The sequence below is a fragment of the Thomasclavelia sp. genome (genome assembly GCF_047249845.1).
Taxonomy (GTDB): Bacteria; Bacillota_I; Bacilli_A; order Erysipelotrichales; family Coprobacillaceae; genus Thomasclavelia.
In genome coordinates, this window is record NZ_JBKTWO010000061.1 from 1 (window position 1) to 15024 (window position 15024).

19 protein-coding genes are annotated in these 15024 nt (G+C 32.3%); 3 read left to right on the top strand and 16 right to left on the bottom strand.

What is annotated here, in order from left to right:
* From ACLR9T_RS12260 to ACLR9T_RS12335, 16 genes are all read right to left on the bottom strand, one after another.
* Window positions 1-514, bottom strand: a 514-nt coding sequence (locus tag ACLR9T_RS12260) for a hypothetical protein (RefSeq protein WP_413109796.1), incomplete at its 3' end; no start/stop codon positions are given.
* Window positions 507-2681 (bottom strand): alpha-galactosidase, encoded by a 2175-nt coding sequence (locus ACLR9T_RS12265; protein ID WP_413109797.1) that lies wholly within the window; start codon window positions 2679-2681, stop codon window positions 507-509. The genes ACLR9T_RS12260 and ACLR9T_RS12265, both read right to left, overlap by 8 nt.
* Before the next feature lie 11 nt (window positions 2682-2692).
* Complete coding sequence (locus ACLR9T_RS12270; RefSeq protein ID WP_413109798.1) at window positions 2693-4258, bottom strand: glycoside hydrolase family 43 protein; 1566 nt, start codon at window positions 4256-4258, stop codon at window positions 2693-2695.
* The gene (locus ACLR9T_RS12275) at window positions 4251-5471 is read right to left on the bottom strand and encodes a glycoside hydrolase family 28 protein (RefSeq protein WP_118248404.1); all 1221 of its coding nucleotides are present in this window, start codon (window positions 5469-5471) and stop codon (window positions 4251-4253) included. The genes ACLR9T_RS12270 and ACLR9T_RS12275 overlap by 8 nt, the downstream gene beginning before the upstream one ends.
* A gap of 12 nt (window positions 5472-5483) precedes the next feature.
* On the bottom strand, window positions 5484-6299 hold the full coding sequence (locus ACLR9T_RS12280; RefSeq protein WP_413109799.1) for a Cof-type HAD-IIB family hydrolase: 816 nt from the start codon (window positions 6297-6299) through the stop codon (window positions 5484-5486).
* Window positions 6300-6304: 5 nt separating this feature from the next.
* On the bottom strand, window positions 6305-7129 hold the full coding sequence (locus tag ACLR9T_RS12285) for a hypothetical protein (protein ID WP_413109800.1): 825 nt from the start codon (window positions 7127-7129) through the stop codon (window positions 6305-6307).
* A complete protein-coding gene (locus tag ACLR9T_RS12290; protein ID WP_413109801.1) occupies window positions 7072-7263 on the bottom strand; it encodes a hypothetical protein in 192 nt (63 codons plus the stop codon). The genes ACLR9T_RS12285 and ACLR9T_RS12290 overlap by 58 nt, the downstream gene beginning before the upstream one ends.
* Entirely contained in the window at window positions 7238-7435 is a 198-nt protein-coding gene (locus ACLR9T_RS12295; protein ID WP_413109802.1) for a hypothetical protein, read from the bottom strand. Before ACLR9T_RS12295 ends, ACLR9T_RS12290 begins: the two co-directional genes overlap by 26 nt.
* Window positions 7436-7444: 9 nt before the next feature.
* The gene (locus ACLR9T_RS12300) at window positions 7445-7807 is read right to left on the bottom strand and encodes a hypothetical protein (protein ID WP_413109803.1); all 363 of its coding nucleotides are present in this window, start codon (window positions 7805-7807) and stop codon (window positions 7445-7447) included.
* Between the two features lie 30 nt (window positions 7808-7837).
* Window positions 7838-8926 carry a DUF2264 domain-containing protein gene (locus tag ACLR9T_RS12305; RefSeq protein WP_413109804.1) on the bottom strand — a complete coding sequence of 363 codons (1089 nt, stop codon included), beginning with the start codon at window positions 8924-8926 and terminating at the stop codon, window positions 7838-7840.
* Window positions 8886-9233 carry a hypothetical protein gene (locus tag ACLR9T_RS12310; protein WP_413109805.1) on the bottom strand — a complete coding sequence of 116 codons (348 nt, stop codon included), beginning with the start codon at window positions 9231-9233 and terminating at the stop codon, window positions 8886-8888. The genes ACLR9T_RS12305 and ACLR9T_RS12310 overlap by 41 nt, the downstream gene beginning before the upstream one ends.
* Entirely contained in the window at window positions 9196-9819 is a 624-nt protein-coding gene (locus ACLR9T_RS12315) for a hypothetical protein (protein ID WP_413109806.1), read from the bottom strand. Before ACLR9T_RS12315 ends, ACLR9T_RS12310 begins: the two co-directional genes overlap by 38 nt.
* A 66-nt stretch (window positions 9820-9885) precedes the next feature.
* Window positions 9886-10743, bottom strand: a complete 858-nt coding sequence (locus tag ACLR9T_RS12320; protein ID WP_199414197.1) for a PTS system mannose/fructose/sorbose family transporter subunit IID — start codon at window positions 10741-10743, stop codon at window positions 9886-9888.
* On the bottom strand, window positions 10736-11599 hold the full coding sequence (locus tag ACLR9T_RS12325) for a PTS mannose/fructose/sorbose/N-acetylgalactosamine transporter subunit IIC (protein ID WP_413109807.1): 864 nt from the start codon (window positions 11597-11599) through the stop codon (window positions 10736-10738). Before ACLR9T_RS12325 ends, ACLR9T_RS12320 begins: the two co-directional genes overlap by 8 nt.
* Before the next feature lie 3 nt (window positions 11600-11602).
* Window positions 11603-12094: a PTS system mannose/fructose/N-acetylgalactosamine-transporter subunit IIB gene (locus ACLR9T_RS12330; protein ID WP_413109808.1), complete on the bottom strand. Its 492-nt coding sequence runs from the start codon at window positions 12092-12094 to the stop codon at window positions 11603-11605.
* A gap of 27 nt (window positions 12095-12121) precedes the next feature.
* Window positions 12122-12550 carry a PTS sugar transporter subunit IIA gene (locus ACLR9T_RS12335; protein WP_118248391.1) on the bottom strand — a complete coding sequence of 143 codons (429 nt, stop codon included), beginning with the start codon at window positions 12548-12550 and terminating at the stop codon, window positions 12122-12124.
* A 392-nt stretch (window positions 12551-12942) separates the two neighbouring features.
* Here ACLR9T_RS12335 and ACLR9T_RS12340 point away from each other — a divergent pair, with 392 nt between their 5' ends.
* The 3 genes from ACLR9T_RS12340 to ACLR9T_RS12350 form a co-directional block, all read left to right on the top strand.
* Window positions 12943-13770 carry a gluconate 5-dehydrogenase gene (locus ACLR9T_RS12340; protein WP_413109809.1) on the top strand — a complete coding sequence of 276 codons (828 nt, stop codon included), beginning with the start codon at window positions 12943-12945 and terminating at the stop codon, window positions 13768-13770.
* A gap of 290 nt (window positions 13771-14060) precedes the next feature.
* Entirely contained in the window at window positions 14061-14384 is a 324-nt protein-coding gene (locus ACLR9T_RS12345) for a hypothetical protein (protein WP_413109811.1), read from the top strand.
* A 136-nt stretch (window positions 14385-14520) separates the two neighbouring features.
* On the top strand, window positions 14521-15024 hold a 504-nt coding region (locus ACLR9T_RS12350), incomplete at its 3' end, for a PfkB family carbohydrate kinase (protein WP_413109810.1).

A 15024-nucleotide genomic window follows, 5' to 3' on the forward strand; every position in this document is an offset into this window, starting at 1 on the left:
AAGCCCAAGTACTTTTAAATTGATGCATCAATAGACTTTCCTTAGCTAACCCTTTAGTAAATGGAGTAATTGAACCTAAAGTAAAACTTGATATCATTTCAATTTTTATATTTTTATTAGTTCTATTGATCACTTTAGTAAAGGTATTTATAGCACTACTACCTATATCAAATGATAAGTAATGCTGATAATCAATCCCTCTATCATCATATAAATGAGTAATAATTGTATAATGCGTGTCTTTAATTATTTTTTCTTGGAACTGATATTTTAATTTAAAAGTTGTTTCACTATTGCGCATTGTCCTACCTTGAGAATAATTGAACGGATAATCATCACCAACTAACTTTATTTGAATCAATGGTTCAATATCGTCGTTTTCATCAATAATCTGATCAATCATTGAAATAGGTATAATTCTTAATCCTACAACCTCATGCCCATTACGATCCACTCCGCGTAAATAACAAATCTGCATATCCTGACTATTATATGTCGCTAATATCTTATTCATCTTCATTTATCTCTTTTAAATACCATTGTTTACTATAAAAATCCTCTTTAACTTTTTCTAGAGGTAAACCAATATTCATCAAAACACTCCCATCATAAACTTGATTATCTTCTAATAAACAATATTTAGTATTTACTTTTAATCCTTTCAATTTTAATCGTTTCGGTACCGTATTTGGCTTAGCCAAGATCTGAACATAGCTCACTAATACTTGCTTTTGATAGAGATACATCCAAGCCTGTTCATTATCATTGTCTTTCAAACGATATAAATCACCAAATTGAATAATTGGACGAAGTTTTTTATACTTAGTTATTTGATTTTTAATCACAGCTAGTTCAAGATCACTAAGTTTTGTTAAATCTAACTCATATCCAAAAGTTCCTTGCATTGCGACAACCGAACGAGTCTCAATACCTGTAATCCGACCAACTTGATGATTAGGTGAAGCCGAAACATGAGCCCCCATACTAATTGCTGGATAAACCATTGAAGTGCCTTTTTGAATCGTTAAACGTTCAATCGCATCACTATCATCACTAGTCCAAATTTGCGGCATATAATAAAGCATCCCTGGATCAAAGCGTCCACCCCCACCAGCACATCCTTCAAACAAAACTTGGGGATATTTACTCACTAGAACATCAAGAATATGATATAGGCCTATCATATAGCGGTGTAAGACTTCTTTTTGTAAATGCACTGGTAAATAATTAGAGCCAATATCGGTAATATTACGATTCATATCCCATTTGATATACTCAATATTAGCACTATCTAAAATATTACTAACAGCTTTGATTATATAATTTTGAACTTCTGGATTACATAAATCTAAAACTAATTGGCAACGGGAAGTCTGTGGTTGATAATCTTGCACACGAATCACCCAATCAGGATGCTTTTTATATAAATCACTATTCGGATTGACCATTTCTGGCTCCAGCCATAGACCAAACTTCATTTTTAAAGCATTGATCTGCTTAACTAATTTGTCTAATGGACCACCAATTTTTCTTTCGTTAACATACCAGTCTCCAAGCGAACTGGTATCATCATTACGTTTGGCAAACCAGCCATCATCTAAAACAAATAATTCAATTCCTAATTTACTAGCTTGTTTGGCCAAAGAAAGTAATTTTTCTTGATTAAAATCAAAATAAGTAGCTTCCCAATTATTAATTAAAATAGGGCGAAGCCTTTTAGCAAAATGACTTATCATTAGACATTCACGATACAAACGATGATATTTACGGCTCATTTCCCCAAGCCCTTTTGAACTATAGATCATTATAACCTCCGGGCTATAAAAACATTCTCGCGGGGCCAACTCCCAACTAAAATCAAAAGAATTTATTCCCATCATCATTCGTGTATTTTGATGCATATCAACTTCAATATTTGCCTCAAAATTACCACTATAAACTAAATTCATACTATAAATATTTCCATGATCTTCATTTGCATCATGATCCAGCAAAGCAATAAATGGATTTTGTCCATGACCACTTGCTCCACGTTTACTATCAACGATAAAATTCCCTTGTCTGAGTGCTTTACGATTTAAATGACATTCACGTCCCCAAGCTCCATTTAATGATAAACAATCAAACTGGTCATCTAAGAAACTAAAATTAGCACTCATAATTTTTTCAATAACAATATCTTGGTTATTATGATTAATTACTCTAACACTTTGACTAATTGCATCTTGATCAAAAAATATTGAAAAACTTAAAACTATTTCTAATTGTTTAATTTGATCAACCATACTAAATTCTATAGTTTGCGCTTTATCACTTAAAACTGTTGGTAATCCACAAATTTTCTTTTTACCCTCAATAATTTTATATTTAGTGAACTCAAAACTAGAAATTCTTGAGCCATCTTGATATCTAAACATAAATGCCGGTATCCGCATATCAGGATTACCATAAGCTGGGTATAATAGTGGCCTCTGTTCTAAGTTAAAATTTCTATTTCCAGCTAACTCACTTAAATAACTAGCCCGTTTGATTTCTTTAATAAGATAACTAAACGTTTGATCATAAACTCGTTTTCCCCAATATAAACAAACAAGGTGCCCTGAATCGAGCACACTAAAAATCATTGATGTCTTACTTGTTTGGAGATGAAATGTTTTTTCATGCTCTAAAATCTCAATCATTTTAATTCCTCTTAATCATTATTCTCTTGGTAGAATTCACTAAAAACAGCTTTAGTATCTTTATTAAAATTATCAACTGCACTAATTGCGATGACTGCCCCAGTATAAGTCCATCCAGAAACATGCTCATCACTTAAAATAGATGCATCCAGCACCGGACCAACTACCTCAAACTTAGAATCATCACAAGCATAATAAAATTGAATCTTATCCTGTTTAACCATTACTTTTAAAGATATTCTTTTTACATCATCATTTACATAAATATAATTACCTTCCAAAGGCTCATTAAAATTAAAATTATCATTTGTCAAAATATTAATAATTCTTTGTTTCTTTACTTCATCATAGCCAACATATAGATAGTGAAATGCTTTAGTATTATAAAAACAACTCAACCCAGCTGTTTGATTATAGTGATATGGCTTAAAACACAACGTAGTTCCTGCAACAAAGTCAAAACTAGTCCACCTTCTAGCAATCAATGATTGATCAAACAACGAGGTTAATGAATCATTGCCCTTTAATTCTAATCCAGCATCAACCAAATTTACTTTATCTTCAAATTTTGTTCTTAAACTTAACCAGCCCTCATTAACAAAGTCAATATTTTTAAAGTTTGTATAATATTTATTTTCTAGATCCCGGTTAACTGTTTCACCTGAAGCTTCAACTTCTACCAAAGGTGTGCAGTCACCTTGAACCATTCTCGGCCAATCATTGATCCATTCAATTTTTTGCAATGATGTCTCACGTCCTAATACCGAAACCTCCTGTTCATTTAAATATCGTGCACATAAATGGACTAAATACCAGCCATCATCTGTTTCCACAAAATTACCATGTCCAGATTTTTTTAAGATTGTATCTTTTTGCCAAGCCGTAATAAGTGGATGATATGGTGAAATTTCATAAGGTCCCCAAATATTCTTAGAACGAGCCACACAAATTGAATGATGTCTTCCTGTTCCTCCTTCAGCAGCAATAATATAATAAAAATCACCTTTTTTCATCAAATGCGGTCCCACTGGTCCACCTGTCGCACTACCTTTGAACACTACAGTGGCGACTCCAATCATTCCCTTATCAAAATCAAATTCTTGCAAGAGTAAACCATTAAACTTTTTATGTCCATTCAAAGGACGTGGATCCCATTGTGGATTTAATACATAATGTTTACCATCAACATGTATCATTGAAGGATCAAAACCAGAAGCATTAATAAAGAGCGGCTCACTCCATGGACCATCAATTGTTGGGGCAGTAATAACATAATTTTCAACATCTTTGAAATAACCATCAATTTGTTTTGAAACCGTATAAATCAAATAAAAAGTATCTTCATAGTACGTTAAGGCAGGTGCCCAAACTCCTGCCGAATCAGGAATTCCGCGTAGATCAAGACTATTCAAAATTGCCCCATGACGTTTCCAATTAACCATATCATCAGACTCGTAAACACTCACTCCCGGCATCCATTCAAAAGTCGAAGTAATAATATAATATTTGTCCTTAGCCTTACAAATACAAGGATCGGGATTAAATCCTCGTAAAATTGGATTAATAATTTTAGTCATTTTGTGTCTCCTCAATAAGTTTTAAATTTTTGCAATTAGTTATTTTAACTAAACTATTTTTGTTTATTTTAAGCATTGTAGTTTTATTAAAAATCACATTATCCATAATCAATTCAATACTTGCATCAATTACTAAAAAATCATCTTGATTACAGTAATCAATGAAAGCATCCTTAATTACTAATTGACATCTTTCACCATTACCTTTAAATAATGATGATTGCTTTAAGTTAACCAGCTTAACATTTTCAAAAACTATTTTTCTAAGTGGCAAATTATTTTGCATCATCTTTTCATTCCCATGATCATAAACTAATAACTTTGTAACATCTTCAAATTCACTATTTTTAATGATAATATCATTACCATCTTCTCGAATCTTATCACAGCAAATCGCATAATATTTAAAAACTGCATGAGTATTATAACTATTTGTAGAACGGTGTGGATAATGTCCTGGACCAACAAATTTACAATGATCAAAAATTAGCTTATTTCCACCAATTCTAAGTACATTACACGCAGTATTAAAATAGCAGTCTCTAACTAATAAATTTCTAATATCATAACCTGCAACACAATCATCACCAGTTTCTAAGTGACAATCACTAATTTGAATATCACTACAATGATGAAGATTGAAACCGTCATGTCCTGCTTTAATTTTCACATTATTAATAATTATATTTTGACAGCTGTCTAACTGATGCGACCAGTTAGCACTATTAACAAACGTATAACCTTGCAAAGTAATATCCTCACATTGACTAAAAATGATTCCCATCGGTCCTCGAAATTTTTCTTCACCATTTTCATCATAACAATCTTGACCGTTAATTACCGAGCCACATTTGCCAATGATTTTAATATCTTGAGCTTGAAAAGCACAAATTATCCCATATATATAATATTCAGGTAAATTCCACATTTTAATATAATCTTCATTTTGTAAATAACCTAATGTACTGGGTACTTTAAAATCATGATAATCTTGATAATTATTACTACCATATAACCTGGCATTTTCTTCTAATAACAAAGTCATGTGTGAATATAATCTTAAACTGCCAACATAATATTTACCTTCAGGGACAATGAGCGTACCTCCCCCCTGTTTTAAACAAGCATTGATAGCAGTCTGAAATGCTTGCGTCTGCAATTCTTGGCAATCTTGTTTAACTCCATAATCTAAAACATTGAAATAATTATCCATAATTTCCCCCCGCTATAAAATATATTTTTCAATCACATCAGCAACACCATGATGATTATTATCAAAATCACTAATCACATCGGCTTTTTCTCTAATTGTTTTCGTAGCATTCTTCATCGCTACAGCTAATCCAGCTACTTCCAGCATTTCTAAATCATTTTCATTATCGCCGATACAAATAACTTCATTTACATCAATTGATAAATATTTTGCTAATTCCTTTACAGCGGACCCTTTAGTAACTTGTTTATCAGTTACATCAACATAATCAATATCCGACATTGCTACTGCATAAAGATCTAGTTCTTCTAACTCTTTTCTGACTTTTTGATATTTACCCTTATCTCTTTCTAAAATAGAAATTTTTACAATATCTTGGGCATATTCAAAAACCAAATTTTGATAATCATCTTGATCTTTAGCAATAATGAAGTCAGCTTTTAAACTACCTTTTTCTAATTGTTTTTTCCAAGAATTTGAAACATCATTATTTCGAATTGAGAATTGTGGAGTACTAAATGCTGCATATGTTTTATTTTCAACAATAACTTGATAAGCTTTTTCCAATTGTTCCTTAGTCAAAGTATGCTTTAAAATTGCTTTACCATCATCTTCGAGATAAGCACCATTTAAACAAATCAATAATGGACTAACCCCAATTTGTTTAAAAATCTCATTTAAAGAATTAGGTGTCCGACCTGAAGCAATTGCAATTCTTATACCTGCCTTATCAGCTTTTTTTAAAGCCTCAATATTTTGTCGTGATATTGATTTATCGTCGCAAGCTAAAGTACCATCAACATCAATGCATAGTAATATATATTTCATTTTACTTACCAAATTAAAATATCCTTATCTAATAATCTTAAAACTGCTTCGATGAAGAAATAATCACCATAAATAATCGGTACATGTTTATCATGTTCAGTAAAATATGAACCAGAACCCATTTGGACGATTGAATCATAGTTAATATCCCAATTACAGAATTTTTTATCAGTAGCTTTTAATATTTTAATAGCTGCATTAATATAGAAATCTTTTTCTAATGCAGGAACATGATTAGCAATTTCAAGCAATCCACAAGCTGCACAGACACCTGCAGTTGAATCCCAGTAAACTGGTTCTTTAGGAGCTCTAAAATCTAATAAAGCAACTCCATCAGTTAAATCAATTTGTGATATAAAATAATGAGCAACCTTTTTAGCTGTATCTAAATATTCTTTTTTATCAGTATGCAAATAACTTAAAGCAAAACCATAAATTGCCCAAGCTTGTCCCCGTGACCATGAAGAACCACTAGCATATCCTTGCCCTCCTGGTGTTTCCAATAATTCACCATTAGTCGGATCTAATACAATAATATGATTGCAAGAGCCATCTTGGCGGACAGTATTATTCATAACTGTATCAACATGATCCATTGCTATATATTTAAAACGTGGATCATCAATAACATCTTCTGCCCAATATAATAATGGGACATTCATCATACTATCAACAATGACCCAGCCAGCTCGATCACGATTCCATGAACGAATAAACTTTCCACGGGGATTATAACGACCTGCCAATAAATGAGCAGCATGCAATCCTCGCGCTAAAGAACGTTCATTTCCTGTAATACGGTAATTTGCAACTGCACTATGAAGCCACATAAATCAACATCATGGTGTAACCCTGTATATTTGTCAAAAGCTGACCACTTATCTTCAACTCCATTAGCTGCTACCTTATATTTTTCTTCACCGGTAGCATGATACATTTCAAAGCATCCCCGGCCAAAAACCATTAGTCCACCAAACTATGTCTGTTTGCGCTTTATCTTCCCGATATACTCCACCTTCGGCAATATAAGGAATTTTATCACCGATTCGATCACATTGTGCTGACATCTTTGCCATTATTTTTTCATATATTTTATCTAACCATTTTTGATTATTTTCATCTAAATTATATTTCATACTCATCTCCTAAAATTCTTCTAAATATATTTTTTTATTTTTAAATTCTAGCAACTGATGCTCAAATTTTAACGGTATCATCATATTTGGGCAATTACCTTGAAGATCACCGTAAACTAAACTTCCTAAAAGTGTTTGACCCTTGTTTATTACGCCATACAAACATGCTACACCATTTGTTTCACAATCATAAATATTAGTATTAGGATTTTGCTTTATCGCCACTGGTATTCGATTTTTAAAAATATCTCTAATTCCGCTGCAAACCCCATCAGTTTCTAAAATAATAGTTTTATCCTTAACAATCGGCTGATTAAATTTATAATGCCATCCCCAATCAGGAAAAGCTCCTTCATATGCTTGTCGCTCCATATCAGTAACTATTCGATGAATTCGTAAATGTTAATCCTCATCAATTGGAACAAGCCAAGTTTCTATATCTGCTACCACACCATAATTCCATTTACTATACAAATAATCCTTATGAACTACACACTTTTGAATTTCACCACGGCTGACATATTGTTCCGTTCCCTTTACCGATAGCGCCAAGGCATTATCGATTGCATAGCTTTCTATCCCCTGAACATCACGACTTAGATTCCAACCAAATCCAGTCGAGTAACAAAACTTTCCGTATTTAGCATGATGTTGTAAATCATGTCCTTTACTATACTGAAAACCAGATAAAGCATAGTGATGTTTAATCCCTGCAATAATTAAAAAACCGGGTTCAACTTGACAACTCAAAGTATTCAAATTAATTCTTTTCTTAGCCTCAATCTGCCAAAAAGAATGACTGCCGGGTAACGTCAATAATACAAATGTCTTTAAAGCCCATGCTGGTGAGCCTGGTGCATTATAATCTTCTGATAACAATAAATTAGGATAACCACAACCCACAGTAATCATATTATTTTGAGTAATAAGAAAATCATGCCAGTAGTTCAAATTTCTAAAAATTATTTCTTTAACTTCGCTAAGTTCATAATTATAGTTCTCACTTACTACTTGTCCTACCCAAAATGCCACATGACCAAATCGATAACTTAAACTTCGTCCAAATTGAAGGGTTCTACCTTGTTGATCAATCCAATATTTGAAATCCTCTTGGAATTTCCAACAACGCTCTTTAACAGTTTCACGATAAAATTCATCTGTATATTTACTTAAAATCATACTATAAAAGTGAAAACCAAAAGCAATATAGTAATCTCTTTGACTTGCTACCCCGTCTTGATACCAGCCATTACCTACATACAAATCATTAATTTTTGCTTTAGCCTCATCTATTTTAGCTTGACTATATCGCAAATTGTTTTTTTTCAATCCACAATTCACGATAAATAAAAATAAAAACCAATTATTTTGTGGAAACTCAATTTCATTGATAGAATTTAACCATGTCTCTAAGTATTCAATTTCTTCATTACTAAAATAGTTCAACAGTTTATCTTGGCAACAGAGAAGGCCATAACCATATACAGCCATTTCCACAGCTATTTGGCGAGTTTTTTGTAGTTGGTTTTAAAAATACTGTTTTTGTTTTCAGGTTCAACTCATATTTTATTCTTTCAATATATGGTAATACTAGCATCTCATCATAATCACCACTTGCAATCAAAGAAAAGATTGCCCAAAGTGGTCTTGATACATATTCTAATTCTCTAATCTCCTGCTGATATGTTGAACCGGTTACTCCTTGATAATCCCAGGGATCAGGTAACATTGTTTTAAGCCAGTCAACTAAATCAGCTCTGCTACATAACTTGGAGTGTTCTTTCAAGTTCTTGGACATTTGTCTGATAATCCTCCATTGCTCTATTTAAATATTTTAAATAATCTTTCTGATTATTCTTTGTTTGATAAGATTTTGCTAAAAGATACTCCAAATATCCTTTTTTCTTACCTCGATGTTTTTCTAATTCATTTTCTAATTCATTGATATATTTGGTTGAACCATTCATTAAAATGTCATAGTGGCGCTGATATTTTTTTAACTCCCTTTCATCAAAAACTTCAGCCATTTTACTGACAATCTTTTTACATCTATTAATTTGGTCATGATTACAATAATAGTTAAAACCACGTACTAAAATATCACTAAGCTGATAAGTTGTTAGATTCATTTTCATCATTTGATTGAATTGATTCGTAACACCCTGATTTGTTTCAGTCTTTATATAGGCACTAAGTTTTAATATCTCTCGCGTATAGATTGGCATCATTGCTCTTGCTAATCGACTATCAACATATTTAAAAAAGCTATCATAATCTTCAGTATTTAAACTATTATAAACTTTTATAAAAATATTTTTCTTTATTATTGCCATTATAATTGATGAAATAATTAAAATTGCTATAATAATTAAAACTTCACTCATATTTTACCTCCAAATATAGCAACAAAGGGCTAACAAGCTCTTCCCTGTTAACCCTAAATAACCCTTTTATCCACCACAGACTCCTAATACAGTTAGAAGCAATGATGCAGCAAACATTACTAATAATACGGTAATTGGTTTATTTTTCTTACGTAAGTAGAAGAAAGATGCCATTGTAATTCCTAGTGGTAATAAACCAGGCATAATTTGATCTAAGACATTTTGCAAATTAAATATTGTTCCCCCAAAATCAGCAACAAATGTTGTTTTAAAACTTACATATTGCGCTGTCATTGCCCCGGTCATGATCAAACCTAAAACCGCAAAGCCTTTTGTAAAGGCCTTGATTTGACCTGAAGCAAGAGCTTTTGAAATATACGTACTACCTAATTTTAAACCAAAGGCAGCTCCAAAATATCTAATTAAAATATTAGGAATATTATAAACTAATGCAAATAAGATCGGCCCTAACCAAGATCCACTTTGAGAGAAACCTAAAGCAATCCCAGTTGCAATAATTCTTAAAGCCCCAGAATAAACGGAGTCCCCAATTCCAGCAAACGGTCCCATTAAGGCAACTTTAATTGCTTCAATTGAAGCATCATCAAAATCTTTACCAGCGTCTAAACAAGCTTTTCTTTCTTGCTCCATAGAAATAACTAATGAAAAGATAAATGGTGACATTCCTGGTGTTGTATTAAAGAAATCTTGATGACGTGACATTGCATCATAAAATTCATCCGTTTCCTTACCATAGATGTCCTCTAAATAAGGTATCATTGTCCAACCAAATGTTGTTCCTTGTTGTTTTGTATATGACGTACAGAACATTAACCACATTGATCTCCAAAATACTGATCTTACTAGTTTCTTTTGTTCTGACGTAAGTTTTGTCTTCATTGAAGGTGCTGCGGTATTAGTCATTGAAGAAGTCCTCGCTTTCATCAAGTGTTGTTGTCATTACTTGTCTTTTTTCATCATCTTTAATTTTTCTTAACTCATTGAAAATAATAATTGCGGCTACACACCCTCCAATAAATGAAATTTGTACTAAAGACAAGATTTTAGTAGAAGCACTAGTTAATTTGACTGCACCATCTACAAGAGAAGCCCCAGTAACATTATTATAGAAGAAGAAAGCACCAAGACCAAAACCTAAGAAATAATATGGACAGATTTCTTTATTCCATAATGATTTTAATAATAAAGCCATACCTAATGCTGGTAACATTGTTGAGGCAACAGTCATTGATTTTTGAACCCAGTCTGGAATGGCATTGACAAAGGCACTAACTGCATCTGTACCAACATAAATACAAACAAATCCTAAAACAAAATAAGCTAAATGAAAACCAATAAATTGAAGGAGCCATAACCTCTTAAATCCTTTAATATTACGTTTTTCAATTAAATCTTCAAATTTTGGAACTAATGAAGTTACTACGATCTTCATTGATGAATATAATAAAGGTCCAAGAGCCGCAAGCGGTAATGCTAAAGTAACCGCTGTTGCTAAATCCTTACCTAATAATAAAGCAAAAGCTGCTCCAAAAATTGAACCTAAAGTAAAGTCACTTGGCATAACACCACCTAAACTAACATTACCTAAAAATACTAACTCTAGCTCAGCAGCCAAGATAATCCCCTCGGTTGGGTGTCCCAATAATGCTCCTAAAATTGCAACACAGAAGATTGGTCTTTGGAACATTGTATTTCCATACCAGTCAAAAAACTTAGTTGCTGCTAAAACAATCCCAACAATCAATGCGTTTGCTAACATATTCTATTTTCCCCCTAGTAATTTCATAAAGTCTTGTCTTTCATCACCTGGTAAAGGTTGATGAATCATTTCAATTTCTAACTCTTCAAATTCTTTAAACACTTCTTTGTCATGTTCAGTTACATATACAGATTCAGAAATCTTTACTTTCTTTGATAAACCACCACCAATACGTCCATAATTAGCTACATTTAACACTGGCTTTTCACTTATACCTTTAGCGACCGCTAATAAATCATCCGGATTATTAGAAATCACTAAAATCTTCATTGCCTCACTACGAGGATCAGATAAAATTCCAATAGCTTTGTTGATTGGCAAAATTGCAGCCTTTACTCCTGCAGGTGCCGCCATTTTTAAAGCACTTACTTGAATTTCATTACTAGCAATAGCATCACTAGCAACAATAATTCTGCTAATCCCTAATTCTTTAGACCACATCTCTGCAACTTGTCCATGAATTATTCGATCAGCAATAAGCATCATTGATATCATAAATACATACCCCTTTCATTATTACCTTCAAAAGAATTCATCATCATTTGATTGATTTTGTTCTTCCATATATTTAGTAGATATATGAACTATCCCTTTTTTACAAGCTTCAATTTTTGCTTGAATATCTTCATCACTCATTGGTGCTGGTGCAAACAATAATTCAATTACAAGCCCCATATTTAATCCACTAATTAATTTAACGTTCTTTTCTTGAACTAATGGCATGCACCCATTGCAAACACTACCACCTAATAAATCGGCAATCACAATAAATTGGGTATTGGGATTTTCTTGAGCCATTTTTGCTACTTGATCACTAACAACTGAGTAATGCTCTCCCGGCATCATTCCTAAACAAGTTAGCGCCTCGTTTTCTCCAACAATCATTTGTACAGAATGTAACATTCCTGCTGATAGTTTTCCGTGAGAAACTAAAATAATTTTCTTATCCACTAAATTTCCTCGCTTTCTAATATAATTACTGATAAAAAACAGTAAACTGGTTTACTTACATTTTAATTTTATACTTAGGTGAAAGCGTTGTCAACCTTTTTTAAGAGAATATTTTATTAAAAAAATTACATATATAAGGATAAAAAAGCAAAAATAATGTCTTATTTTTTTCTTTTTTACCAAAATATCAATTTTAAAAATAAATATTTTTTTATTTTTTTGCATTTTACCGTTGACAAAACCGGTTTACTAAACTATGCTTTAGTTGTAACTGGTAGTTACTTACATCAAAATATTCCAGTAAGTCCCTTCATGTCACATTTATCATTGTTTCTGGTTTACTTCGATTTAACTTCTTACTGGAATAATTATTTAGAAATGGAGAAGATTATATGGCTGAAACATTCAATATGAATAAATTTTCCTTAACTGGTAAAGTTGCACTCGTAACTGGTGCCTCTTATGGAATAGGTTTTGCAATCGCTAGCGGATATGCCAGCGCTGGTGCTACGATTATTTTTAATGATATTAATCAAGATTTAGTAAATAAAGGGTTAGCTGCTTATCAAGCAGCAGGAATAACAGCTTATGGATATGTCTGTGATGTCACCAATGAAATTGCTGTTAATGAAATGGTTAAAAAAATCGAACAAGAAGTTGGAGCAATTGATATTTTAGTAAATAATGCGGGAATTATTAAACGAATTCCAATGTGTGAAATGAGTGCCAACGATTTCAGAAAAGTAATTGATGTAGACTTAAATGCTCCATTTATTGTTTCTAAAGCCGTTATCCCTTCAATGATCAAAAAAGGTCATGGAAAAATTATTAATATTTGTTCAATGATGTCAGAATTAGGAAGAGAGACCGTAAGTGCTTACGCGGCAGCTAAAGGCGGTTTAAAAATGCTAACACGTAACATTGCTTCCGAATATGGTGAATTTAATATTCAATGTAATGGAATTGGTCCAGGATATATTGCCACTCCACAAACTGCTCCACTTAGAGAACTACAAGCTGATGGCAGCCGTCATCCATTTGATCAATTTATTATTTCTAAAACTCCAGCGGCACGTTGGGGAAAAACTGATGATTTGATAGGACCTGCGATTTTTTTAGCGAGTGATGCTAGTGATTTTGTAAATGGTCATGTTTTATATGTAGATGGTGATTTAGCCTATATTGGTAAACAACCAATAATTAAAAGGAGTATTGTATGAAATAGCTTTAATTAACGAAAATAGCCAAGCGGCTAAATGAAATTATTTATAACACTTAAAAGAAGTAGCCGATCAAAAAGGCTATGAGGTATAACTATGGCAGTAGGTAAAGAAAATGAGAGCCAATTAACATATGTTCAAAACGGTTTATTAGCCGCCATTTTATTAAACTAAAGCTGCCGATTTTGTTATTACAGGATGGTACTGAAGCGGGGCTATGCTAAATAAATAGCTCCAAATAAACATGTGGATTAGCAGCAGAACCAACTGATGCTTATTTATTTTCTCAAATTAATGGAGGTAATGCTCTATCAATCCCTTATGCTAAAGGATTTGGCTGGGGAGCTGAATTAAATTTAAAATTAATTTTTGAAAGATTATTTGCTGAAACTGCTGGCGGCGGATATCCAAAAGAGCGTGCAGTTCCAGAACAACGAAATGCTCGTATTTTAAATGAAGTAAAACAGATTACCCATAACGATATGATGACAATTTTAAAACAAATCGATCAAGATTTCTTAAAAGAAACAATTGCTGGTGAAAAATTTCAAGAGTATTTCTTTGCAAATTGCCAAGATGAAGAAATTGCTACTTATATTAAATCACTTTTATAATATTGCTATTACGTGTATATTAGCTATCCCATTATCTTTTATTTCCTCCCTCCTTATAAATATAATAATTGCTGACTATACATTGTAATATATTTTGCCATCATTTGATGGCATTTTTTTGAAAGGAAAAACAGAAATGAAAAAAATATTATTTTTTGGTGAACCACTAATTAGATTCACCCCTCTTAATAATGAAAAAATTAATGATAATGTGTTAACTTCTATGCATTACGGTGGTAGTGAAATTAACATTGCTAGAACGTTATCAGGATTGGGAATCGCTACTAAAGTATTTACTGGATTACCTGCCAACTCTGTTGGCAGGAGTTTTGCAAGTTTCATGAAACAAAACAAGATCGATACTAGCACTATTTGTTTTAAGGGAGAACGCGTAGGCTTATATTATCTTGAAAATGGTTATGGAATTAGAGCTAGTGATGTTTATTATGATCGTAAAAATACCAGTATTAATGATATTGATATTTTAAAGATTAAAATGGATATATTATTTCAGGATATGACTCATTTTCATTTTAGTGGTATTACTGTTGCTATCTCACCAGCAGTAAGAACTACACTGCATGTACTCCTTCGAGACGCTCAGGAACGAGACATTGCTATTTCATTGGTGTTTATTTTG